Source organism: Pantoea sp. X-Soil-MYKO-1289 (assembly GCF_059730625.1).
Map to the genome: position 1 here is coordinate 1,737,038 of NZ_AP036004.1, position 22,460 is coordinate 1,759,497.

Genomic DNA, 22,460 nt, shown 5'->3' on the forward strand with positions numbered 1-22,460 from the left:
ATATATATTCGGACATGATTTTTAATTCAGAGGTGATGTATGAATCCTTTCAAACTTCCGGTCGACGAACTGCAGCGTAAGGCGCGCGCCGTGCGCCGCCGCATTATCCAGCTTAACGCGGGCAGCCCGGCCGGCGGCCATACCGGCGCGGATCTGTCGCAGGCGGATATTCTGACCGCGCTCTACTTTCGCATTCTCAACTGCGCGCCAGATCGCACCGAGGATCCGCAGCGCGACATCTATATCCAGTCCAAAGGCCATGCGGTCGGCGGTTACTACTGCGTGCTGGCGGAAGCGGGCTATTTTCCGGTCGACTGGCTGCCCACCTATCAGCATGCTGATTCGCATCTGCCGGGCCATCCGGTGCGGCAGAAAACCCCGGGCGTGGAGCTGAATACCGGCGCGCTCGGCCATGGCCTGCCGGTCGCGGTGGGGCTGGCGCTGGCGGCGAAAAAAGATGGCAGCAAGCGGCGCATCTTCGTGGTGACCGGCGACGGCGAGCTGGCGGAGGGGAGCAACTGGGAGGCGGCGCTGGTCGCGGCGCACTACGGCCTCGACAACCTGATCATCATCAACGACAAGAACAAGCTGCAGCTGGCGGGCGCGACGCGCGACATCATGAACACCGACCCGCTGCCGGAAAAATGGCGCGCCTTCGGCCTGGAGGTCACCGAGTGCAACGGCAACGATATGGCGCAGGTGGTCGAAACCATTGAAAGCCTGCCGCAGAACGGCAAGCCGCAGGTTATCGTGGCGCATACCGAAAAAGGCTACGGCATTTCCTTTATTCAGAGTAAAGCGGAGTGGCATCACCGCGTGCCGAAAGGCGAAGAGATCGAACTGGCACTGGAGGAACTGAAAGATGAGTAATGCACAACATTTAGCCAGCGTAATGGTGACCGCCTTTATCGACGCGGTGAACCGCGGCGTAGATCTGGTGCCGGTGGTGGCGGACTCCACCTCAACCGCAAAAATTTCGCCCTTTATCAAAGCCTTTCCCGATCGGCTGGTGAACGTCGGCATCGCCGAGCAGACGCTGGTCGGCACCGCCGCCGGGCTGGCGCTGGGCGGCAAGATCGCCGTGACCTGCAACGCCGCGCCGTTCCTGGTGTCGCGCGCCAACGAGCAGGTCAAGGTCGACGTCTGCTACAACAACACCAACGTCAAGCTGTTCGGCCTGAACGCCGGCGCCAGCTATGGCCCGCTCGCCAGCACCCACCACAGCATCGACGATATCGCGGTGATGCGCGGCTTCGGCAACATCGAAATTTATGCGCCCGCCTGTCCGCTGGAGTGCCGTCAGATCATCGACTATGCGCTTGATCATGTCGGCCCGGTCTATATCCGCCTCGACGGCAAAGATCTGCCGCAGCTGCACAGCGAGGATTACCGCTTCGAGCCGGGCAAAATCGACCAGCTGCGCGAAGGCAAGGATATCGCGCTGGTGGCGATGGGCTCGACGGTGCATGAGATTGTTCACGCGGCGGAGCAACTGGCTGAAAAAGGGATCTCGGCGGGTGTGATCAGCATTCCATCCATCAGACCCTGCGATACCCAACAGCTGCGCAACCTGCTAAATCACTATCCAGCCGTGATCAGCGTGGAAGAGCACAACGTTAACGGCGGCGTCGGCAGTCTGGTGGCCGAGGTGCTGGCGGAAGGGGGCTGTGCCATTCCGCTGCTGCGCCTGGGCATCCCGGACGGGCAGTACGCCATTGCGGGCGATCGCGCCTCCACGCGCGCGTATCACGGCATCGACGCCGCGAGCGTCGTCAACAGCGCGGTGCGCATTTGCGCGGGAGCCTGACCATGGAAGACGCCCTTATTCTGGCGATTGACGAAGGCACCACCAATGCCAAGGCGATCGCCGTCAATCGCCAGGGCCGCGTCGTGGCGCGCGGCAGTCAGCCGCTGACGCTGTCGCATCCGCAGCCGGGGCTGGCGGAGCAGGACGCGCTGGCGATCTGGCAGGCGGTGAAGCAGGCGGTGGCCGACTGCCTGGCGCAGTGCGGCGGCGCGCCGGTGGCGGCGGTGGCGATCAGCAACCAGCGCGAGTCGGTGCTGATCTGGCAGCGGCGCGACGGCAGGCCGCTTACGCCGCTGGTGAGCTGGCAGGATCGGCGCTCGGAGGCGTTTTGCCGCGATCTGCGCGCCGCGGGCAACGCCTCGCGCATTACCGGGCTGACCGGGCTGGCGGTGGACCCGATGTTCCCGGCGGCGAAGCTCACCGGCATGCTGGCGGCGATCCCGGACGGCGCGGCGCGCGCGGCGGCGGGCGAACTCTGCATCGGCACGGTCGATTGCTGGCTCGCCTGGCAGCTCAGCGCGGGCGAGGTGTTCGTTACCGATCACGCCAACGCCGCGCGCACTCAGCTTTATAGTCTGCACAGCGGCGGCTGGGACGATGAGCTGCTGCGTCTGTTTCAGCTGCCGCGCGCCGCGCTGCCGACTATTGTGCCGTCGGCCAGCGCGCAGGGCGCGGTGGCGATTAGCGATATTCCGGGCCTGGCGCCGGGCACGCCGATTCTGGCGCGCATCGGCGATTCCCATGCGGCGCTGCGGGCGCAGCGGCGCGGCGACGAAGAGGTGGTTAAGGCGACCTACGGCACCGGCTCTTCGCTGATGATGTCGATGGCGACGCCGCTGCTGACCGATAACGGCCTGAGCACCACCGTCGCCTGGCACGATGGCGAAATGCGCTTCGCCTTCGAAGGCAATATCACCCACACCGGCTCCGGCGCGGCCTGGCTGGGCAAGATGCTCGGCATTCAGGATCCGCGCGAGCTGACCGCGCTGGCGCGCACCGCCGACAGCAATCAGGGCGTCTATTTTGTGCCGGCGCTTTCCGGGCTGGGCGCGCCCTGGTGGGATCTGCAAGCGCGCGGCATGGTGTGCGGCCTGACCGACGCCGCTACGCCTGCGGTGCTGGCGCGCGTGGCGCTGGAGTCGATCGTGTTTCAGATCGCGGATGTGTTTTTCGCCATGGAGCAGGCGAGCGGCCAGCGGCTGTCGGCGCTCTGCGTGGACGGCAGCGCGACCGCCAACGACTGGCTGATGCAGCTGCAGGCGGACGTGCTGCAGCGCCCGCTACTGCGTGCGCCCACGGCGGAGGTCTCCGCGCTCGGCGCGGCGCTGCTGGCGGGCAAGGTGTTGGGCTGGTGGCAGCAGGGCAGCGAGATGCAGGCGCTGCAGGGCGGCACGCGCGTCGAGCCGCGCAGCGAGCAGGCGCAGGCGATGCGGGAGAACTATCAGGGCTGGATAGCGGCGGTGGCGCGCTGCCGGTTTCAGCCGCCTCAGTAAGAGCCTGATGACGTTTGAAACCTCAAAAAGGTCTCACCGCGCATCTCACAGCCGCACTATAGCCAAAGGGAAAGGGCGCTTTGCTCTTCGGCCGAAACGACCTTTCCCCTGAAGCAGCGGTGCGGTTTTGAGAATTCAGGCGCGGCGCGCCTCTTCCTCATCGTTCTCCGCGCGCAGCATCTCCACCGGCGGAATACGGCCGCCGCTGAACTCCACCTGACGGATCGGGAAGGCGAAGCGCACATCGCGCTGCTCCAGCGCCGCCATCAGCTGCAGGTTAATCTCCTGCTGAATATCCATATATTTGTTGTAGTCGGCGTCGAGCACGAAGTAGACCACTTCGAAGGTCAGCTTCGAATCCTCAAAGGCGAAAAAATGCGCGCGATCGAAGCGGGTCAGCTCAATGCCCTGAATAATCGACTTCACCAGATCGCTCACTTCGCGCACCTGCGCCGAAGGCGTGCCGTAGCTCAGGCCGAAGCGAAACACGATGCGCCGCTGCTGCATACGCTTGTAGTTGTGGATGGTCTGCTGCAGCAGAATGGTATTGGAGCAGACGATCTGCTCGCCGCTCAGGCTGCGCAGGCGCGTGGTCTTCAGGCCGATATGCTCGATAGAGCCGGCGATATCGCCGAAAACAATAAAGTCGCCGTGCTCGAAAGGCTTATCGAAACCGATCGCCAGCGAGGCGAAAACGTCGCTCAGCACCGTCTGAATCGCCAGCGCGATGGCAATACCGCCCACGCCGAGACTCGCCACCAGCGCGGTAATATTGATGCCCATATTCGACAGAATGGCGAGCAGCATCATCACCCACACCACCATGCGCAGCAGAATGCCGAGGATCACCGTGGTGACTGGATTGCGCACGTGCACCGGATCGCGTAGCAGATTATGCAGCCACAGCCGGATGCCGCAGTCGATCCACATGGCTAACTGCACGGCGAAGGCAAGGAACCAGCCGTGAGAAATAAAGCCGTCCCAGCTGGCGGGCACGTCGACAAAGCGCAGGGCGATCAGCAGCGAAAAAATCAGCAGCAGCAGCTGGCTGGTGCTGCGCAGGATCTCCACCAGAATCGAGGTGAAGCGCACGTGGCGCTGCTCGCTGTAGCGCGCGATGCGGCCAGAGATAAAGCGAATGGCGCTGCGCAGCAGCCAGTAGATCAACAGCGTGCCTGCCACCACAATAGCGCTGTTGATCCAGAAAGTCTGATTAAGAAAAAGACGTTGAAAATAGCCTGATGAGAGCCAGTTTTCCATTGGGGAGTTTCTCTTTGCTGGGAGCCGGTTTAAAAAAGAGAGCAAGGAGAAGCATAGCCTGGATGCGCCGGGAGGCAGCGCAAATCACTGAAAAACTACTGAAATCGATTCGCTTTATCGCGCGCCAGGCGCTCAAGGGCGAAAATAACCTGCTGTAGCTGACGCTCCTGCAGCGGCTCGATGGCGGTAAAACGAAAGCTGAGACGCGGCGTGACGCGCGTTTCATTTTTGCTGGTCACCACGCTGCGCTCGCCGATATGCAGCAGCTGCGCGCCGACCTCGAACTGGCCATATTCGCCCAGCTCGACGTGCAGCTTTTTTAAACTTGTCGCCGCTGCTCAGCCCCTCCGGCAGCGCCTCGTCCACCAGCACGCCGATGCCGCCCAGCGACAGATCCTGCAGGCGGAAACGCACCTTTTTGCCGTTGGGCCACTCGCTGTGACAGTAAAAGATCGGATCGAGCGGCGCGGAGATGCGGAAAAACTCACGACGCTGGATCTGCCACAGCAGCTCGGGCAGCGGCGCGCTAAAGGCGGGCAGCCCCTGGAAGGTGGTTCTTTCCAGCGAGGACAGGCTGAACTCTACTTTGGCGCCGTAAGTTTCCGCGAGGATGCTCACATCGCTGCATGAAAGCACATACTCGTTGTCGAGATTATTGCTGCCGAGGTCGAAAACAATACGATCCTCGTCGGCATCCAGCATACGGCTGATAAACTGACCGCGCGAAAAAGTGACCATTAAAGGCGTCTGAAACCGTAGCAAATCCTTTATCACGCCGAGAACCGCCAGCGTGCCACGTTTGAGATACTGTTCTTTGTCGGCTTCTTTCACTTACTGGCTCCAAAAGAGGGCAAATTAGCTGTTATCTGATGCTTTATTCTCTCTCCGTTATCGGCGGCGGGCGCGGAAGCTTTAGGTTTTTAAGTCAATTTTTGTCGCTGTTAATCCTGCAGCAGGAAATTTCCTGTCTATACTTAGCTCTGTAATTCTCCTGATTAATCAGGCGGTCACAACCTAATCAAAAAGGAAGGAGTAGTAGATGGGTATCATTTCATGGATCATCTTTGGTTTAATCGCCGGTATTCTCGCTAAATGGATCATGCCGGGCAAAGATGGCGGTGGTTTTATCGTAACCGTTATTCTGGGTATTATCGGTGCGGTCGTCGGCGGCTGGATCAGTACGCTGTTTGGCTTCGGTCGGGTTGACGGCTTTAACTTCGGCAGCTTTGTGGTCGCGGTTATCGGCGCGCTTGTCGTGCTGTTTATCTACCGTAAAGTCCGTAGCTGAAACGCATAGCGTAAGAACTGCAACGGGACGACTTTGTCGTCCCGTTTTACTTTCCCCGCTAGAAATCGTATCCCACCGACACCAGCAGCGAACGCTCCGCGCCCCAGTAGCAGTAGCCCGTGCCGTAACAGGCGGCCACATAGTGACGATCGGTCAGGTTATTCGCGTTGACCTGTAACCACGCGCCGCGCAGCGCGCTGTTCCAGACGCCGAGATCGGCGCGCACCGAGGCGTCGAACAGCGTTACCGACGGCACGCGTCGGCTGTTCTCATTATCCGCCCACTGTTTGCCGATATAGCGCACGCCCGCGCCCGCGCTGATGCCGCCGTCAAACTGATAATGACCCCAGAACGAGGCCATGCTGTTCGGCGTGACGTAAGGCGTGTGGCCATCATTGCCGTCCAGCGTCTCCTTATAGCGCAGGTGGTTAAGGGTATAGCCCGCCACGGTGCTCAGACGCGGCGTCAGCTGATTGCGCGCCTCCAGCTCGATGCCCTGCGAATGCACTTTGCCGGTCGGCGTATAGGTGGAGTCGACGATATTGCGCGTGGCGACATCTTTCTGCGTCAGATCGTAGAGCGCCAGGGTATAGAGATCGCGCGTGCCTGCCGGCTGATATTTTATGCCCGTCTCATACTGCTCCGAAGTGGTCGGGCGCAGCAGGTTGCCGTCGGTGCCGGTCAGCGCGGTCGACGTAATCGCCTGGCTGTAGCTCACATAGGGCGAGACGCCGTTGTCGAAGGCGTAGAGCAGCGCCGCGCGCCCGCTGACGTGATCGTCCTGTCGGCGCGCCGTGCCGCTGTTGTCGGCAACGATGCGGTCGTAGCGGCCGGAGAGATCGAGATGCCAGCGATCCCACGTCATCTCATCCTGCAGGTAGAGGCCGGTCTGGTAGTAGCGGCGCGTCTCGCGCGTCCAGCTATAGTCCGGCATCGGCCCCAGTGCCGCGCCGGTATCGGCGTTGAGCGCGCTGGCCGCGCCGCCCGCGTCGCTTAAATCGTTCTTGTAACGGTGATACTCCGCGCCGATCGACAGGCGGTGCGCCAGCTCGCCGGTGTCGAACTCCGCCGTAACGCGGTTATCCGTCGCCCAGGCGGAGAGCGAGGAGCGTTCGCCGGAGTAGTAGCGGTTAAGGATGTTGCTGCCGGGCGACTGCCAGCCGACCTGATAAACCTGGTCGAGATCGACGTTTGAGTGGCTGTAGCTTCCGGTCGAGGAAAACGACCAGACGTCGCTAAAGCGGTGCTGGAAATCATAGCTGTAGATCTGTTCGCGGCGCTTGAACTGGTCCAGCGACGGATCGCCGTCGTAAAAACCGGTGCTGAGCTTCGCGCCGTTGTGGGCGCTCAGCGCGCCGTCGCCCGGCACCGAGCCGTGATAGCCGCCCGAAGGATCTTTTTGCAGATAGGCGCGCAGCAGCAGCTGGGTATCTTCCGTGGGCTGCCACATCAGCTGCGGCATCAGCGCGTACTTCTCCTCGCGCGTGTGGTCATACTGGGTATCGCTGTTGCGCGTCATGCCGGTAAGGCGAAACGCCCACTCGTTGTTGATGGCGTTGGTGTAGTCGAACGCCGCGCCGCGCGTATCCTGGGTGCCTGCCGTCAGCCGGAAGTGGCCCGCTTCGCTGAACTGCGGGCGGCGCGTGGTCTGGTTCACCAGCCCGCCCGGCACCGTCTGGCCGTACAGCGCGGAAGAGGGGCCTTTAATTACGTCGACACGCTCCAGAAACCAGGGATCGACCTGCAAAACGTTATAGCTGCCGCCATCGCTCATCAGGCGCAGGCCGTCGAGGAAGGTATTATCCACGTCGCCGCCGTGGAAGCCGCGCAGCGAAATGGTGTCGTAGCGGGTCGCGGCGCCGCCGAAGTTGGAGAAAACCCCTGGCGTATAGTTCAGCACCTGATTGAGATCGATGGCGCCCTGATCGTCGATCTGCTGGCGAGCGATCACCGAGACCGACTGCGGCGTCGTGAGCAGCGGGCGATCGCTTTTGGTGGCGCCTGCGCTGGTGGTGACGAGATAGCCCTGAGTCGGGCCGTAGGCGCTCTCCCGTGGCGAGGCGGTTACCGTCAGCGTGTCGGCCGCCAGGCTGGCGGCGGGCAGAGCGATCGCCAGCGCGCACAGCAGCGCGCAGCGGTGAGGGGAAAACGGCAGCATCATATCCTGTCCTTGTTCGGCCCACCTTCAACAGGCGGCATATGTATGATAAAGATTCTCAAAATCAGAGTGAGAATTATTATCAATATGTGAAAAATGTTTCAAGGTTTGTTGAACAGGAGAAGACAAAAATAAAACGAAGGGCCGGGAGTGGCCCTTCGTCTGGGGGAGGTTACTTCGCTGTCGCCGCGGCCTGAGGAATATCCTGGGCGCTGTTGCAGGTTTTCTCTTTCGGACAATACTTATCGAGCAGCATCAGCGTCACGCCGTTGGTCCAGCCGAAGCCGTCCTGCAGCGGATATTCGCCGCCGCCGCCGCCGCCGAGGTTCGGCCCGTCGACCACATACTTCTCGACCAGCTTATGCTCTTTGTCGTAGGTGGTCTGGACGTTCTGCAGGAAGCGCATGCCGACCTGCTGCGCCAGCTGCGGCTTGTTGTAGTGCTCCAGACCTTCTACCGCCACCCACTGCAGCGGCGCCCAGCCGTTAGGCGCGTCCCACTGCTGGCCGTTGTTCACCGTGGTGGTGAGCAGACCGCCCGCTTTCAGCAGCTGTTTCTCTACCGCCGAGGCGGTGCGATCGGCCTGCTTGTCGCTGGCCAGCTGCATATAGAGCGGGAAGAGCGCTGCGGCGGTCAGCTGCGGGCTGGCCTGACGCGTTTTGCTGTCGTAGTCGGCGTACCAGCCCTGTTTCTCATCCCACAGATAGCGGTTCACCGCCGCCTGACGCTTCTCCGCCAGATCGGCGAACTGCTTCGCCTTATCCTGCTGTTTATCGAGGCGATACGCTTTGGCCAGCGTCTGCTCGAGATGGAACAGCAGGCTGTTGAGATCGACAGGCGCCAGCTGAGTGGTGCGGATCGAGGCGAGATTATGCGCGTCGCTGAACCAGCGCGAGCTGAAGTCCCAGCCGGACGCGGCCCCGGCGCGCAGATCGCGGTAGAGTTCGCCTTTGTCGCGCTGCGGCGCTTTTTTCGCGGTATTGACGTCATCCAGCCAGGATTCGGTGCGCGGCACGTCGCGCGCGTCCCAGTAGCGGTTAAGCACGGTGCCGTCCGCCAGCTTGATCACGCGCTTGCTCGCCTGACCGGCGGCGACGCTATCGCTGTCCGCCATCCAGTAGTCGTACTCTTTCTGCAGCTGCGGCAGGTATTGGGTGTAGGCCGCGTCGCCCTGGTGCGTCGCCAGCAGATCGACCATCAGGCTAAAGAAAGGCGGCTGCGAGCGGCTGAGGTAGTAGCTGCGGTTGCCGTTGGGAATATGACCGTAGGTATCCAGCTCCCACGCGAAGTTATCTACCATATCCTGCACGCGATCCCAGTGGCCGCTCTCGGCCAGGCCGAGCATGGTGAAATAGCTGTCCCAGTAGTAAACCTCGCGGAAGCGGCCGCCCGGCACCACATAGGGTTTCGGCAGCGGCAGCAGCGAATCGTAACGCCCGGCGCTTTTGGCGGTGCGCGTCAGCACCGGCCACAGGCCGTCGATATGCGCGCGCAGGCTCTGGCCGGCGGGCGGCACATATTTTTCGCCCGCGGCGGGCAGGGTAAAGTTGCTGGCGACGAAACGCTTCAGATCGAAATTGCGCTGATTTTTTTGCATCTGCCAGTCCGCCAGAATCGACGCCGGGTCGAACTTCGGCACCGCGTCGGCGAAGGTTTTCTGGTCGGGATAGAACTGCGCCTGCTGTACCGCGTTAAACAACGGACCCAGCCGAACATCCGGCGGCTGCGGCTGGCTGCTGAGCATACGTGAGTTATCGTCTGCGTGCGCCATCAGCGCAGGCAGACCCAGCAGCAGAGTCAGCAGCACTGGCGCGACTCCCTGACGCCCGACAGGCGCGGTTACGACAGTTTTCTTCATCGGTTTTTCTCCTTGTCCGAAAGGCGGCCGCGCGTAACGCATTGACCACTCGAACAACTTTAGTCGCAATCTGACAACGTGGCGCGACGACGCTGCGAAAATGTGAAGCAGCCCTGGCGGCGGGACGGCGGTTTTTGCTTGCCCTGGCGCCGCTTTTGCCGGAGGCTGAGGGCAAAAAACGAGGATTGAGATGGATATTATCTGGTATCACCCGACCCAGGATGGCGAGATCTGGCTGGCGGGCATGCAGCGGCGTCTGCCGCAGGCGCGGGTGCGGCGCTGGCAGCCCGGCGACGACGCGCCCGCCGATTACGCTATTCTGTGGCAGCCGCCGCGCGAGATGCTGGCGCATCGCGCCGGACTGCGCGGCGTATTCGTGATGGGCGCGGGCGTAGACGATATTCTCGGCCGGCTGGCGCGCTATCCCGATATGTTGCCGCCATCGGTGCCGCTGGTCCGCCTGGAGGATAGCGGCATGGCGCGGCAGATGCAGGAGTATGCGCTCTACTGCGTGCTCGGCTGGTTTCGCCGCTTCGACGACTACGCCAGACAGCAGCAACAGGCGCAGTGGCAGCCTTTGCCGCCGACAACGCGCGAGACGTTCAGCGTCGGCGTACTCGGCGCGGGCGTGCTGGGGCAGAGCGTTATCGAGGCGCTGCGGCCCTGGGGCTTTCCGCTGCGCGTCTGGAGCCGGACGCCGAAGCGCATCCCGGGCGTGGAGAGCTTTGCCGGACGCGAGAGCCTTGACGACTTTCTGCGCGGCGCGCAGGTGGCGATCAATCTGCTGCCCACCACGCCGGAAACCCGCAACCTGTTTGACGCGCGCACCCTGAGCCAGCTGCCGCCGCACGCCTGTTTCCTTAATATGGCGCGCGGCGCGCAGGTGGTGGAGGCAGATCTGCTGGCGGCGCTGGAGAGCGGACGGCTGCGCGCCGCCGCGCTCGACGTATTCCAGCAGGAGCCGCTGCCGCAGGAGAATCCGCTATGGCGTCATCCGCGCGTCACCGTAACGCCGCATATTGCGGCATTGACCCTGACGGATGAGGCGATGGACGCCATCACGCGCGGCATTGGCGCCATCGAGGCGGGCGAACGGCCTCTGGGCTGTGTCGATCGCCAGCGCGGCTATTGAATTCCGGTTAACTTATTGGCCGCCCGAGCGGGCGGCAGAGAGGAGAAAATAATGTACCCCGTTGATTTGCATATGCATACCGTTGCCAGCACGCATGCCTACAGCACGCTGCACGACTACGTCGCGCAGGCAAAAAATAACGGCATCAGGCTGTTCGCCATTACCGATCACGGCCCCGATATGGCCGACGCGCCGCACTACTGGCACTTCGTTAATATGAAGATCTGGCCGCGCGTGATTGACGGCGTCGGCATTTTGCGCGGCATTGAGGCCAACATTAAAAATCAGCAGGGCGAAATCGACTGCTCCGGCCCGATGCTCGGCTCGCTGGATCTGATTATCGCCGGCTTTCACGAGCCGGTTTACGCACCGCGCGACAAGAGCCATCACACCGATGCGATGATCGCCACCATGGCGAACGGCGTGGCGCATATCATCAGCCATCCGGGCAACCCGAAGTTCCCGATCGATATCCGCGCCGTCGCCGAGGCGGCTGCGCACTACAATGTGGCGCTGGAGATCAACAACTCCTCTTTTACCACTTCACGTCCCGGCAGCGAGCCGAACTGCCGCGCCATCGCCGAAGCGGTGCGCGACGCCGGCGGCAAACTGGCCTTTGGTTCCGATTCCCACACCGCCTTTACGCTGGGCGACTTCGAGCACTGCCTGCGCATCACGCGCGCAGTGGATTTTCCTGAAGATCGCGTGTTAAATGTCACGCCGCGCCGCCTGCTCGATTTTCTGGAGCAGCGTACCGGCAAGCAGATTGCCGAACTGGCGGATTTTTAACCCTTACTGCAATGGCATTACGCTTCGCAGAAGAAGCAAGATCACGCAAAAGGACGCTGGGAATACAGGATGGTAAGCACTACTGTGATTGTTCTCAGCACCATTAGGACAAGACTGATAAGCGGTGCCAGGGCCCCTGTATAAAGCGTTTGAGGGAGAGTGAACTGCTTGCGGGTATTATGAGTGACAGAGAAGAAATACAAAGCTAAATAAAAAGTTTGGGAAATAGCAGAGGGTATTTGCTGGTAAAGCCAGAGCCAGCAGAGAGGAACAATATTAGATCGTTAAATCGAAGCGGGCCGACTATAGAATCTCGACCGCTTCAGTCCTACAGACGTTATTACTGCAAAGGAATAGCCCAGCGTCGCATTACGGCAGCGCCTAAATTATCAGACCTGAAGAGAAATAATTTCTGCTAAAAACGATAAAATCAGAAATTGTTACCGCAAAAAACCTTCCCCAGCCCGGTTACAGAGGTGTACGATTAACGATCAATACCCATGTAAATTGAAGGGTTTCTATGGCTCTACAAGGAAAGTTAATTTTAAACGGTGCTGATTACGTACCGCTTACCTTTGCTGGGGTAGGTGTGTTCATGGCGTTTTCAGGTAATGGAGTTTACAAGAACAAGGGCGCGTGTGGGATGATAATCAATGATGGTCCACTTCCACCGGGAAAGTATTACATCGTAGACAGGCCAACCGGAAGCAAGTTAAACCAGGTCCGGGCCTGGGGTATTGACGTAGTTAAAAGCACCTTCATGTATCATGTTGATCATTCAGAATGGTTCGCCCTGTTTCGGGCTGACGGAGTGATTGACGACACCACATTCTACAAGGGTATTTCCAGAGGTAGCTTTAGACTCCATCCGGGACAAGTCTCAGACGGATGCATTACTCTTGCCCACCAGTCAGACTTCAACAGATTGCGTGACGCTCTGTTACGTACAAAGAAAGAGAAAGTGCCGGGTAAAAATTTAGACTCATACGGCACGATTGAGGTAGTAGCGAATGGCTCGAATAGTTGCCCGTAGGTTAGCAAAGGTTGTCTACTTCCTGTTAATTCTGCTCGTTGTTGGGCGTTCCCTGGGCGATCCCTATTTATGGGTTAATCATGATCTTGGCTATCGGGTTGTGCGCCTTTTTTATGGTGATAACGACGCAGGCGTCGAGAACATAGAAGATGTGTTTTTTTATATCGCTTTCCTTACTGAGATCGCGGCAGCAACAGCCATTTATCTTATGACGATGAAGTTAATACGAAAAATAAGGAGCAAGTAAAATGCCAATCCCTCCGTATATGTGGCTTAAAGACGATGGTGGCGCAGACATAAAGGGATCCGTTGATGTTCAGGATCGTGACGGCAGTATTGAGATCATCGGACTGAGCCACGGAATAAACTTACCTGTAGACAACGCTAACGGTAAGATCACCGGAACCCGTCAACATTCATCAATGATGATTGAAAAGGAAGTGGATAGTTCTACCCCGTATCTTTATAAGGCCGCTGCCACTGGCCAGACGCTGAAAAGCGCGGAGATCCTTTTCTATCACATCAATGACGCAGGACAAGAAGTACCCTATTACTCTGTACTGATGGAAAACGTGAAAATCACAGGTGTTAACTGTGGTGTTCCGAACTGCAAACTTGCAGCCAATGACAAAATGAACCATATGGAGTCTGTCGCATTGCAGTATGAGAAAATTACCTGGAAAATTCACGACGGGAATATTCAGTTTACGGACGCCTGGAACGAGCGCCCAACCGCGTAACATCAGAGGGTACTTTTAACAATCCGCCCCTTAGTCGTTGAGGGTCTGGTTTAGCGCTGTGATGGGAAACGTCCAACAGGCTTAAGCAATGGCGGAATGTATTCATTTATTTCTCGCTGAGAATCGGGCAATACTGATACCGATACCGGATCAAGATAGCTGACCTGATCCGGCTTTATGCTTATACACTATTAAACAATAGCAAACCCTAAGGTGTTTTCCCCTTCAACCGACAGGCTTTCTGTCTGAGAAATAAAATATTCAAACTCTACATGTAGCCACTTTTCCCAGTCATTTCTGTCACGTTCACAAATCAGGCGTGATCGTGCTTTCATGTTCGCATCTTTTACAAAGGATTCCATAATCGATCTAACGGTTATGGCGTCAGCTTTTATCGTCATTGTCGCTCTCCACTGATCAATCAGGTTACTTATCGGCAGAGACTCCTTGCGCATCACGCGCGCAGTGGATTTTCCCGAGGATCGCGTGTTAAATGTCACGCCGCGCCGCCTGCTCGATTTTCTTGAGCAGCGTACCGGCAAGCAGATTGCCGAACTGGCGGATTTTTAACCCTTTTGCCTCTGGAATAGTGCATGAACGAGTTTTCCATTCTCTGCCGCGTGATCGGCTCCCTGTTTAATCGCCAGCCGCAGGATCCGCTGCTGGTGCCGCTGTTTACCCTGCTGCGCGAGGGCAAACTCAGCGCGCAGTGGCCGCTAGAGCAGGATGAGCTGCTGCAGCGCCTGCAGCAGAACAGCGATCCGCAGGCGCTGGCGGCGGATTACAATGCGCTGTTCGTCGGCCCCGAGTGTAAGGTGCCGCCTTACGCCTCGCAGTGGCCGGAAGGCAAGGCGGAGCCGGAGGTGCGCGCCTTTCTCGCCTCGCGCGGCATGCCGCTCAGCGACGCGCCCGCCGACCACTTCGGCGTGCTGATGCTGGCGGCCTCCTGGCTGGAAGATCAGTCGGCGGAGGATGAGAGCGCGGCGCAGTGCGCCCTGTTCGACAGCTATCTGCTGCCCTGGTGCGGCGCCTTTCTCGGCAAGGTCGAGGCGCACGCTACCACCGCCTTTTACCGCACGCTGGCGATGTTAAGCCGTGAGGCGATCCAGGCGATGTGGGACGAGCTGAACGAGGCCGGCGAAGAGAGCGGCGAAGCCTGACGCCGCGCCTTTTACCAGCGCGCCGGATGCATGCCCGGCTCGCAGCCCGGTGTGGCGCAGAGCTGCGGCGTGCCGGGTAGCCGCGCGGCGGCGCGCAGCCGTTCCCCGATGCCCCAGGGCGTCAGCTCAACCGTCGGCAGCGTATCCTGCGCATGCGCCTTAATGCCCGCCGGCAGAGCGGCATCCCGGCTGGGATGCTGCTGCAACAGCAGGGCGGTGCGCGCCAGCGACAGCCGTGCCTCCACGCCATAGCCGGTAGCGTGGCGCTGGCGCAGTCCCTCCAGCGCCGCGGCGGCCATCAGATAGCCGGTAGCGTGATCCAGCGCCTGTACCGGCAGCGGCGTCGGCTTCCTGCTTTGCGACCAGCGCATGCCGCTCTCGGCGATGCCGCACGCCATCTGCACCAGACTGTCGAAACCGCGGCGGTTGCGCCACGGGCCGTGCCAGCCCCAGGCGTTCAGGCTAACGTCCACCAGACCCGGCGCCAGCCGGGCGCGCGTGTCGGCGTCGAATCCCAATTGCTCCAGCGCGTCGGCGCGATAGCCGTGCACCAGCACGTCCGCCTGCTGCAGCAGCTCGCGCAGCGTCTCGCGGCCCGCCGCCGTTTTAAAGTCGACCACGGCGCGCCGTTTGCCGCAGGCGATCTCTTCATCCAGCGTCGGCTCGCGCCAGCCGGGCGGATCGAGACGCAGCACCTGCGCGCCGAGGCTGGCGAGAAAGCGGGTCGCCACCGGCCCGGCGATGATGCGCGTCAGATCCAGCACCCGAACGCCGAGCAGCGGTCGCGCGGCGGGCATCGACCAGCTGCGCGCAGGCGCGGCGGGGCCCCGTCGCCAGGCGATCAGCGGCTCTTCGCGCACCGCCTGGCCCTGCGGATGCTGCTGCCATGCTTGTTCGCTGCGCATCTTTGCGGCGCAGCCGCCGGCGTCGACCACCGCCTGCTCCAGCGCGTCAGCCTGCCAGCGCGCCACCTGCCGCGCCAGCGCGTCGCGGTCGGGATGCTGGCCCAGCACGCGCTCCATCGCCGCGCGATGCTGCGGCGCATTGGTGTGCAGGCGGATCCAGCCGTCGGCGCTGCGGTAGTCGCCGGCAAAGGCGTCCCATAGCGCAGGCGCGGGGCGATTGCGGGGAAAGAAGCTGGTCTGAAACCAGCGCGAGGCGAGGCGTACGTTGACGCTTACCGGCTGGCGGACGCCGATAAAATCCGCCGTCGCCTGGGTCGCCAGCCCGATGCTGGCGGCCGCCAGCTCGCTGACGGCGAAAGCGGATGAGAAGGTCGCGGTATCAAGAAAGGTGGGCGGGGCGGTTGCGTCGCCGGGGCCACGCAATCCTTGCCACAGCTGCTGCCAAAGCGACGCGGCAAGCTGATAATCCATAATCATTCTCCAGAAACAGACGGTATCCAGAGCATAGCACCGCTTTTTCAGCGGCGGCGCAGACGCGGGAAGCGCGCGTGCATGCGCAGGCTGCGCAGGTTGATGACCGCTATCGCCGTGCCGCACACCACCAGCGATGCGCCGATGATTTTAAACGTGTTCAGGCTGTCGCCCAGCACCACGATGCCCATCAGCACCGACAGCACCGGCGTCAGCAGCGAGTAGGGCATGATCAGATTGACGTTGTACTGCTTCAGCAGCCCGTACCAGAGGGTATAGGCGACAATCGACGAGGCGAGCGCGCTGTAGAGAATGCCGAACCAGCCGCGCCATCCCGCCTGGCTCAGGGCGTAAAACTGGTGCGACTCCATTACGAAGCTCGACAGGCCGACGATGGGCACCGCCAGAAAGGCGATCCAGCCGGTCATGGTCAGCGGCTTGATCGGCGGCGATTTTTTCACGATCAGATTGCTGACCGCCCAGCCGGTGGCGCTGCAGAGCAGGATCGCCAGCACCCACCAGGCGGGAATGGTCGGGCTGCCGGAGAGCACCGCCACGCCGCACAGGGAGAGGGCGATGCCGACCAGCTGAATCGCTCTCAGCCGCTCTTTCAGCACCGTCATCGCCAGCAGCATGGCAATCGGCGTGCCGAGCTGCACCACAATCGCGCCGGTGCCGGCGTCGGTATAGCGCATGCCGACGAACAGCAGCGAGAAGTGCATAAAGCCGAAGGTAAAGGCGAGCGCCAGCAGCCAGGGAAGCTGCTCACGCGTGATGCGACAGAAGGGGATCAGCACAATCGCCACCACCACAAAGCGCATGCAGGTGAGGAACAGCGGCGGCAGCTCCAGCAGGCCCCACTTCACCGCCACGTTATTGAATGCCCAGATAGAGACCACCATTAAAATCAGAAAAAAATGCCGCAGAGCCACAATCCCGTCCTTCGCTGTTGTTTTTCGCCACGCCCTAATGATGGCACGAAGCGGTGAGACGCCGACAGGCGATGACAAATATTTTTCTGTTATGACAGCGGCAGGAAAATCATAAGACAGGCCGCCGCTTTGCTGGCAGACTGGTTCACCGAGACGCTAACCTGCCAGGGAACCCATTCGGTATGAATTCCACCTCCTCTTTGCCCCTTGCTCTGATTCAACTGGAAGTGCCGCCTGCCGACGTGGTTGAGCGTATTGGCGAACAGCCGCGCTGGTTTATTGACGCGCTTGATCTGCAACCTGATGACTATCTTATTGTGCGCCCGCACCTTGGCGAATCGCTGCCGCAGTTTGACCAGATCAGCGGCGCTATCCTCAGCGGTTTCGTGGGCGATGGTGACCGACCACGCCGAGTGGAGCGAGCGCAGCGCGGCGTGGGTGCGGGCGGCGATCGACGCTGAGCTGCCGCTGCTGGGCGTCTGCTACGGCCATCAGCTGATGGCCTACGCGCTGGGCGGCAAGGTGGCGGACAACCCCAACGGCTGGGAGCGCGGCCTGCTGCCGCTGACCTGTAAAGCGGCGATGCAGCGCGACACGCTGCTTTCGGCGCTGCCGGAACGCTTCAGCGCCTGGCTGTCGCACCGCCAGTCGGTGATTACCCCGCCGCCGCAGGCGCAGGTGCTCGCCACCTCCGAGAAAGATCCCTGCCAGATCCTGCGCTATTCGCCGCAGGCGCTGTCGGTGCAGTTTCACCCGGAATTCTCACGCCATATTATGAGCGCCAGCCTGCCGCAGGGCGTCAGCGACAGCGGCGCGGATATCGAGGGCGCGGACTGGGCGCGACAGCTGCTGACGGCGTTCTGGCAGCAGACGCGTCCGCAGCAGAGCCAGGCTCAGGGCGCGTAGCTGCGCCGGCAGCGATAAACCCAGGCGGGCGGCACGTTTTTTAGCACCCGCTGACGCTGCCAGATAAAGTAGCGCGAGAGATCGGGCTGGGTGATGGAGGTGTACTGAAACTGCACGAAAACGCCGTCCGGGCCGAGCGCGTTGAACGCGGCGCGCAGAATGTCGTCGCGCAGCGCCGGCGGCAGCGACAGCAGCGGCAGGCCGGAAAAGATCGCGTCATACTCGCCGGTCAGATAAGCCGCCGAACAGCTGCGTACCTGCAGGCGCGCATCCTCCAGCGCGCGCAGCTTATCCGCCAGCGGTGCGCTGATCTCAAATGCATCCAGTTTCGCCTGCGGCTGCATACGCGCCAGCAAGTGACGCGTCAGCACGCCGTCGCCCGCGCCCAGTTCCGCGACGCGCAGGGCGCTGCGCCAGCAGACGCTGTCGCTCATGGCGCGGCACAGCGCCGCCGACGAGGGCGTAATGCTGCCCATCTTGCGCGGATGGCGAATAAACTGATGAATAAAGTCTGCTTTTGCGCGCATAAGGGTAAAAGCCGAAGCCAGCATGTCACTCTCTCCTGTGATTAACCTTCTCTGTTGACCCTGTTCCGGCTCGAGGTTTCGCTTTTTTTCCGCGCCTCGGCTTATTCTCAGAATTATCCGTGCGCACGGGCGGCGCGCTTTTCCTTTGCGGCGGTCACAGTTTCCGACTGCAACATCTGACAGGCTGGCTTTGTTCATTCATTGTTAACAGCAAGTTTCATTGTTGTTTCAAATACTGCCATGTTAAGGAGATTCACCATGCGTTACGCCTCTCCCGGGGAACAGGGTTCTCTGATTCAGCTGCAGAAAACCTACGGCAACTTTATTAACGGCGAATTCGTGACGCCGGTGAACGGCAACTACTTCACCAACACGTCGCCGGTCAACGGTTCGGTCGCGGGGGAATTTCCCCGCTCGGACAAGGCGGACGTGGACAATGCCGTCGCCGCCGCGCACGCCGCCGCTGAAGCCTGGGGCAAAACCTCGCCGCAGCAGCGCTCGCTGGCGCTGCTCAGGATCGCCGATCGGCTAGAGCAAAATCTGGAATATATGGCGGTGAACGAGACCTGGGATAACGGCAAACCGGTGCGCGAAACCCTGGCCGCCGATATGCCGCTGGCGGTGGATCACTTCCGCTATTTCGCCGGCTGCGTGCGGGCGCAGGAGGGCACTGCCGCCGAGATCGACGAGTTTACCGCCGCCTACCATTTCCATGAGCCGCTCGGCGTGGTGGCGCAGATTATCCCCTGGAATTTCCCGCTGCTGATGGCGGCGTGGAAGCTGGCTCCGGCGCTGGGCGCGGGCAACTGCGTGGTGCTGAAGCCGGCCGAGCAGACGCCGCTGAGTATTACCCTGTTTGTCGAGCTGATCAAAGATCTGCTGCCGCCCGGCGTGTTGAACGTGGTGCACGGCTACGGCAAAGAGGCGGGCGAGGCGCTGGCCTCCCATCCCGATATCGCCAAAGTGGCCTTTACCGGCTCCACGGCGACCGGCGGCCATATTCTCGAGCTGGCGGCGAAGAGCATGATCCCCTCAACCGTCGAGCTGGGCGGCAAATCGCCGAACATCTTCTTCGAAGATATCATGCAGGCGGAGGAGAGCTTTATCGAGAAGGCGGCCGAAGGGGTGGTGCTCGGCTTTCTGAATCAGGGCGAGGTGTGTACCTGTCCGTCGCGCGCGCTGGTGCAGGAGTCGATCTACGAGCCCTTTATGGCGGCGGTGATGAAGCGCATCAAAACCATTAAGCGCGGCGATCCGATGGACAGCGAAACCATGGTCGGCGCGCAGGCGTCGCAGCAGCAGTTCGACAAGATCCTCTCCTATCTGGAGATCGCTCGTCAGGAGGGCGCGGAGGTGCTGACCGGCGGCGGCGTGGAGAAGCTGGAAGGCGCTCTCGCCAGCGGCTACTACATTCAACCGACGCTGCTGAAGGGCGACAACAGCATGCGCGTCTTCCAGGAGGAGATTTTCGGGCCGGTGGTCGGCATTACCACCTTTAAGGATGAGGCGGAAGCGATCGCCATCGCCAACGACTCGATTTACGGGTTAGGCGCAGGCGTCTGGACGCGCGATATCAACCGCGCCTATCGCGTCGGCCGCGCCATCAAGGCGGGGCGCGTCTGGACCAACTGCTATCACCTCTATCCGGCCCACGCTGCCTTTGGCGGCTATAAAAAATCGGGCATTGGACGCGAGACGCACAAGATGATGCTGGATCACTATCAGCAGACCAAAAATTTGCTGGTGAGCTATAGCGTTCAGCCGCTCGGTTTCTTCTGATTTCGCACTCTGCGGCGCGCTACTCTCTGGGCAGCGCGCCGTTTTTATTTCATATTTATCCCAGCGCATTTCGCGTTTTTTCGACCCATTGTTACCTGTCATAACCGTGTAAAATTGCTATGGCATGGTCAGGACAGTGGTTCCTGACGGGCCTGAGGCCGAACTGAATAAGGAATGTTGATGAACGAATGGTATAACGTGCTGAGCGAACATGACGAGGTGCTGGACGGCGTGGAGTACAGCATTATTGCGGTTAATCTGCCGGTCTCGCTGCGCAATGAGGATGCCGCCGCACGACTGCAGGCGGGAGAAGCGAGCGATGCGGCGGAAGTGCCGCGTTTCTGGTAACGAGCTGTAGCGTTACCTGAGTACAGGGTACCTGAAATCTGTTCTGGCAGGCAGCTCAGAGGCTTAATACGCGGCTGGCTGGGTTCGAGGAGCAAAGCGTCCCGCGACAGGGATGTCGCGGGCCGAGCGAGCAGGGATGCGTAAAGCGCCTTTGCGATCGAACCCTGCCAGCCGCGTGAGCACAAATGCCACGCCTTCTACGAGGTAGTTAAGGTTTATTTCACGCAGCGCGCGCAGGTGCTGTCCTGAATCTGCTTAAAGAAGTCGTTGCCTTTATCGTCCACGAGGATAAAGGCCGGGAAGTTCTCAACCTCAATCTTCCAGATCGCCTCCATCCCCAGCTCGGCATACTCCACACACTCCAGCTTTTTAATGCTCTGCTGTGCCAGCACCGCTGCCGGGCCGCCAATGCTGCCGAGATAGAACCCGCCGTGCTTCTGGCAGGCGTCCGTCACCTGCTGGCTGCGGTTGCCCTTCGCCAGCATAATCATGCTGCCGCCGTGCGACTGCAGCAGGTCAACGTAGGAGTCCATGCGGCCAGCGGTAGTCGGGCCAAGCGAGCCGGAAGCGTAGCCTGCCGGGGTCTTGGCCGGACCGGCGTAATAGATCGGGTGATCTTTCACGTACTGCGGCAGCCCTTCGCCGCTGTCGATACGCTCTTTCAGCTTGGCGTGCGCGATATCGCGCGCCACGATAATGGTGCCGCTCAGCGACAGACGCGTAGAGACCGGATAAGCGGAGAGCTGCGCCAGAATCTCTTTCATCGGCCGGTTAAGATCGACGCTCACTACGCCGCCTTCGCCCTGCTGACGCAGCGCTTCCGGAATATACTGTGCCGGGTTGTCTTCCAGCTTCTCAATCCAGATGCCGTCGCGATTGATCTTCGCTTTGATATTGCGGTCTGCCGAGCAGGAGACGCCCATGCCGACCGGACAGGAAGCGCCATGGCGCGGCAGGCGGATTACGCGGATATCATGCGCGAAATATTTGCCGCCGAACTGCGCGCCGAGGCCGAGCTGCTGCGCCGCCTCCAGCAGTTCCTGCTCCAGCGCCAGATCGCGGAACGCCTGGCCATGCTCGTTGCCGCTGGTCGGCAGGCTATCGTAATAGTGCGTCGAGGCGAGCTTCACGGTCTTCAGCGTCGCCTCCGCCGAGGTGCCGCCAATCACGAACGCGATGTGATAGGGCGGACAGGCGGCGGTGCCGAGCGACATCATCTTATCCACCAGATAATTCTTCAGCTTGCCGGGCGAGAGCAGCGCTTTGGTCTCCTGGTAGAGATAGGTTTTGTTGGCTGAGCCGCCGCCCTTGGCGATGCAGAGGAACTTATATTCGTCGCCGTCGGTGCTGTAGATATCGATCTGCGCCGGCAGATTGGTACCGGTGTTCACCTCGTTATACATATCGAGGGCGGCGTTCTGGGAATAGCGCAGGTTATCTTCGATAAAGGTGTTATAGACGCCCTGTGACAGCGCGGCTTCGTCACCGCCGCCGGTCCAGACGCGCTGGCCTTTTTTGCCCATGATAATCGCCGTGCCGGTATCCTGGCAGGTGGGCAGCACGCCTTTGGCGGCGATCTCCGAGTTGCGCAGAAACTGCAGGGCGACATATTTGTCGTTCTCGCTCGCTTCATCGTCGGCGAGGATAGAGGCGACCTGCTGCTGGTGCGCCGGACGCAGCATAAAAGAGGCGTCGTGAAATGCCTGCTGCGCCAGCAGGGTCAGCGCTTTGGGATCGACCTTCAGCACCTCTTCGCCTTCGAAGCTGGCGACGGAGACGTGCTCGCGCGTCAGCAGATAGTACTGGGTATCATCGTGGGACAGCGGAAAGGGCTCTTGATAGTAGAAAGGTTTGTTCGACATCTCGGCTCACTT

General features: G+C 60.7%; 19 protein-coding genes and 3 pseudogenes. 13 read left to right on the plus strand and 9 right to left on the minus strand.

Annotated features, from left to right (window positions below; translation table 11 throughout):
• Positions 1 to 39: 39 nt before the first annotated feature.
• Genes AC6I7Z_RS08325 through AC6I7Z_RS08335 form a run of 3 tightly spaced genes read left to right on the plus strand, consistent with a single transcriptional unit; the run spans position 40 to position 3,300 of the window.
• Entirely contained in the window at positions 40 to 870 is an 831-nt protein-coding gene (locus AC6I7Z_RS08325) for a transketolase (RefSeq protein WP_497813832.1), read from the plus strand.
• A complete protein-coding gene (locus AC6I7Z_RS08330) occupies positions 863 to 1,807 on the plus strand; it encodes a transketolase family protein (protein WP_497813833.1) in 945 nt (314 codons plus the stop codon). Before AC6I7Z_RS08325 ends, AC6I7Z_RS08330 begins: the two co-directional genes overlap by 8 nt.
• A gap of 2 nt (positions 1,808 to 1,809) precedes the next feature.
• Positions 1,810 to 3,300 carry an FGGY family carbohydrate kinase gene (locus AC6I7Z_RS08335; RefSeq protein ID WP_497813834.1) on the plus strand — a complete coding sequence of 497 codons (1,491 nt, stop codon included), beginning with the start codon at positions 1,810 to 1,812 and terminating at the stop codon, positions 3,298 to 3,300.
• 135 nt (positions 3,301 to 3,435) lie between these two features.
• Here AC6I7Z_RS08335 and AC6I7Z_RS08340 read toward each other — a convergent pair whose 3' ends face one another.
• Entirely contained in the window at positions 3,436 to 4,560 is a 1,125-nt protein-coding gene (locus AC6I7Z_RS08340; RefSeq protein WP_497813835.1) for a mechanosensitive ion channel family protein, read from the minus strand.
• Positions 4,561 to 4,655: 95 nt separating this feature from the next.
• Positions 4,656 to 5,391 (minus strand): annotated as a pseudogene (locus AC6I7Z_RS08345) (flagellar brake protein).
• A 208-nt stretch (positions 5,392 to 5,599) separates the two neighbouring features.
• On the opposite strand from AC6I7Z_RS08345, the gene AC6I7Z_RS08350 reads away from it, so the two are divergent.
• Entirely contained in the window at positions 5,600 to 5,848 is a 249-nt protein-coding gene (locus AC6I7Z_RS08350) for a GlsB/YeaQ/YmgE family stress response membrane protein (RefSeq protein ID WP_033747725.1), read from the plus strand.
• Between the two features lie 58 nt (positions 5,849 to 5,906).
• On the opposite strand, the gene AC6I7Z_RS08355 is transcribed toward AC6I7Z_RS08350, so the two are convergent.
• A complete protein-coding gene (locus AC6I7Z_RS08355; RefSeq protein WP_497813836.1) occupies positions 5,907 to 8,009 on the minus strand; it encodes a TonB-dependent siderophore receptor in 2,103 nt (700 codons plus the stop codon).
• A 169-nt stretch (positions 8,010 to 8,178) separates the two neighbouring features.
• Positions 8,179 to 9,864: an alpha,alpha-trehalase TreA gene (gene treA / locus AC6I7Z_RS08360; RefSeq protein ID WP_497813837.1), complete on the minus strand. Its 1,686-nt coding sequence runs from the start codon at positions 9,862 to 9,864 to the stop codon at positions 8,179 to 8,181.
• Between the two features lie 190 nt (positions 9,865 to 10,054).
• Here treA and ghrA point away from each other — a divergent pair, with 190 nt between their 5' ends.
• The 4 genes from ghrA (at position 10,055) to AC6I7Z_RS08380 (ending at position 13,558) form a co-directional block, all read left to right on the plus strand.
• Positions 10,055 to 10,996 carry a glyoxylate/hydroxypyruvate reductase GhrA gene (ghrA, locus tag AC6I7Z_RS08365; protein ID WP_497813838.1) on the plus strand — a complete coding sequence of 314 codons (942 nt, stop codon included), beginning with the start codon at positions 10,055 to 10,057 and terminating at the stop codon, positions 10,994 to 10,996.
• Positions 10,997 to 11,047: 51 nt separating this feature from the next.
• The gene (locus AC6I7Z_RS08370; RefSeq protein WP_033789684.1) at positions 11,048 to 11,785 is read left to right on the plus strand and encodes a phosphatase; all 738 of its coding nucleotides are present in this window, start codon (positions 11,048 to 11,050) and stop codon (positions 11,783 to 11,785) included.
• 520 nt (positions 11,786 to 12,305) lie between these two features.
• Positions 12,306 to 12,818 (plus strand): DUF2778 domain-containing protein, encoded by a 513-nt coding sequence (locus AC6I7Z_RS08375; protein ID WP_497813839.1) that lies wholly within the window; start codon positions 12,306 to 12,308, stop codon positions 12,816 to 12,818.
• A gap of 248 nt (positions 12,819 to 13,066) precedes the next feature.
• Entirely contained in the window at positions 13,067 to 13,558 is a 492-nt protein-coding gene (locus AC6I7Z_RS08380) for an Hcp family type VI secretion system effector (protein WP_497813840.1), read from the plus strand.
• Positions 13,559 to 13,749: 191 nt separating this feature from the next.
• Here the strand turns inward: AC6I7Z_RS08380 and AC6I7Z_RS08385 are convergent, their stop codons facing one another.
• The gene (locus AC6I7Z_RS08385; RefSeq protein WP_497813841.1) at positions 13,750 to 13,959 is read right to left on the minus strand and encodes a hypothetical protein; all 210 of its coding nucleotides are present in this window, start codon (positions 13,957 to 13,959) and stop codon (positions 13,750 to 13,752) included.
• 49 nt (positions 13,960 to 14,008) lie between these two features.
• Between AC6I7Z_RS08385 and AC6I7Z_RS08390 the strand changes: the two are divergent.
• Positions 14,009 to 14,128: pseudogene (locus AC6I7Z_RS08390) on the plus strand (phosphatase); the annotation flags it as partial.
• Positions 14,129 to 14,151: 23 nt separating this feature from the next.
• Positions 14,152 to 14,718, plus strand: a complete 567-nt coding sequence (locus AC6I7Z_RS08395) for a TorD/DmsD family molecular chaperone (RefSeq protein ID WP_497813842.1) — start codon at positions 14,152 to 14,154, stop codon at positions 14,716 to 14,718.
• Positions 14,719 to 14,729: 11 nt separating this feature from the next.
• On the opposite strand, the gene AC6I7Z_RS08400 is transcribed toward AC6I7Z_RS08395, so the two are convergent.
• Together AC6I7Z_RS08400 and AC6I7Z_RS08405 are read right to left on the minus strand one after the other, a co-directional pair.
• A complete protein-coding gene (locus tag AC6I7Z_RS08400) occupies positions 14,730 to 16,094 on the minus strand; it encodes a CoA transferase (protein WP_497813843.1) in 1,365 nt (454 codons plus the stop codon).
• A gap of 47 nt (positions 16,095 to 16,141) precedes the next feature.
• Positions 16,142 to 17,026 carry a DMT family transporter gene (locus AC6I7Z_RS08405; RefSeq protein WP_497813844.1) on the minus strand — a complete coding sequence of 295 codons (885 nt, stop codon included), beginning with the start codon at positions 17,024 to 17,026 and terminating at the stop codon, positions 16,142 to 16,144.
• A 182-nt stretch (positions 17,027 to 17,208) separates the two neighbouring features.
• On the opposite strand from AC6I7Z_RS08405, the pseudogene AC6I7Z_RS08410 reads away from it, so the two are divergent.
• A pseudogene (locus AC6I7Z_RS08410) lies at positions 17,209 to 17,932 on the plus strand (glutamine amidotransferase).
• Here AC6I7Z_RS08410 and AC6I7Z_RS08415 read toward each other — a convergent pair.
• A complete protein-coding gene (locus AC6I7Z_RS08415) occupies positions 17,920 to 18,483 on the minus strand; it encodes a class I SAM-dependent methyltransferase (protein WP_497813845.1) in 564 nt (187 codons plus the stop codon). The pseudogene AC6I7Z_RS08410 and the gene AC6I7Z_RS08415 sit on opposite strands and share 13 nt — an antisense overlap.
• Before the next feature lie 234 nt (positions 18,484 to 18,717).
• Between AC6I7Z_RS08415 and exaC the strand changes: the two genes are divergently transcribed.
• Together exaC and AC6I7Z_RS08425 are read left to right on the plus strand one after the other, a co-directional pair.
• On the plus strand, positions 18,718 to 20,238 hold the full coding sequence (exaC, locus tag AC6I7Z_RS08420; protein ID WP_216492407.1) for an acetaldehyde dehydrogenase ExaC: 1,521 nt from the start codon (positions 18,718 to 18,720) through the stop codon (positions 20,236 to 20,238).
• 180 nt (positions 20,239 to 20,418) lie between these two features.
• The gene (locus AC6I7Z_RS08425) at positions 20,419 to 20,586 is read left to right on the plus strand and encodes a hypothetical protein (RefSeq protein WP_497813846.1); all 168 of its coding nucleotides are present in this window, start codon (positions 20,419 to 20,421) and stop codon (positions 20,584 to 20,586) included.
• A gap of 215 nt (positions 20,587 to 20,801) precedes the next feature.
• Here the strand turns inward: AC6I7Z_RS08425 and fumA are convergent, their stop codons facing one another.
• Positions 20,802 to 22,448 carry a class I fumarate hydratase FumA gene (gene fumA / locus AC6I7Z_RS08430; protein ID WP_312059045.1) on the minus strand — a complete coding sequence of 549 codons (1,647 nt, stop codon included), beginning with the start codon at positions 22,446 to 22,448 and terminating at the stop codon, positions 20,802 to 20,804.
• Positions 22,449 to 22,460: the final 12 nt, after the last annotated feature.

Coding starts and splice junctions, on each gene's coding strand:
- AC6I7Z_RS08325 (WP_497813832.1), top strand. CDS start 40: ATGAATCCTTTCAAACTTCCGGTCGACGAACTGCAGCGTAAGGCGCGC.
- AC6I7Z_RS08330 (WP_497813833.1), top strand. CDS start 863: ATGAGTAATGCACAACATTTAGCCAGCGTAATGGTGACCGCCTTTATC.
- AC6I7Z_RS08335 (WP_497813834.1), top strand. CDS start 1,810: ATGGAAGACGCCCTTATTCTGGCGATTGACGAAGGCACCACCAATGCC.
- AC6I7Z_RS08340 (WP_497813835.1), bottom strand. CDS start 4,560: ATGGAAAACTGGCTCTCATCAGGCTATTTTCAACGTCTTTTTCTTAAT.
- AC6I7Z_RS08350 (WP_033747725.1), top strand. CDS start 5,600: ATGGGTATCATTTCATGGATCATCTTTGGTTTAATCGCCGGTATTCTC.
- AC6I7Z_RS08355 (WP_497813836.1), bottom strand. CDS start 8,009: ATGATGCTGCCGTTTTCCCCTCACCGCTGCGCGCTGCTGTGCGCGCTG.
- treA (WP_497813837.1), bottom strand. CDS start 9,864: ATGAAGAAAACTGTCGTAACCGCGCCTGTCGGGCGTCAGGGAGTCGCG.
- ghrA (WP_497813838.1), top strand. CDS start 10,055: ATGGATATTATCTGGTATCACCCGACCCAGGATGGCGAGATCTGGCTG.
- AC6I7Z_RS08370 (WP_033789684.1), top strand. CDS start 11,048: ATGTACCCCGTTGATTTGCATATGCATACCGTTGCCAGCACGCATGCC.
- AC6I7Z_RS08375 (WP_497813839.1), top strand. CDS start 12,306: ATGGCTCTACAAGGAAAGTTAATTTTAAACGGTGCTGATTACGTACCG.
- AC6I7Z_RS08380 (WP_497813840.1), top strand. CDS start 13,067: ATGCCAATCCCTCCGTATATGTGGCTTAAAGACGATGGTGGCGCAGAC.
- AC6I7Z_RS08385 (WP_497813841.1), bottom strand. CDS start 13,959: ATGACGATAAAAGCTGACGCCATAACCGTTAGATCGATTATGGAATCC.
- AC6I7Z_RS08395 (WP_497813842.1), top strand. CDS start 14,152: ATGAACGAGTTTTCCATTCTCTGCCGCGTGATCGGCTCCCTGTTTAAT.
- AC6I7Z_RS08400 (WP_497813843.1), bottom strand. CDS start 16,094: ATGGATTATCAGCTTGCCGCGTCGCTTTGGCAGCAGCTGTGGCAAGGA.
- AC6I7Z_RS08415 (WP_497813845.1), bottom strand. CDS start 18,483: ATGCTGGCTTCGGCTTTTACCCTTATGCGCGCAAAAGCAGACTTTATT.
- exaC (WP_216492407.1), top strand. CDS start 18,718: ATGCGTTACGCCTCTCCCGGGGAACAGGGTTCTCTGATTCAGCTGCAG.
- AC6I7Z_RS08425 (WP_497813846.1), top strand. CDS start 20,419: ATGAACGAATGGTATAACGTGCTGAGCGAACATGACGAGGTGCTGGAC.
- fumA (WP_312059045.1), bottom strand. CDS start 22,448: ATGTCGAACAAACCTTTCTACTATCAAGAGCCCTTTCCGCTGTCCCAC.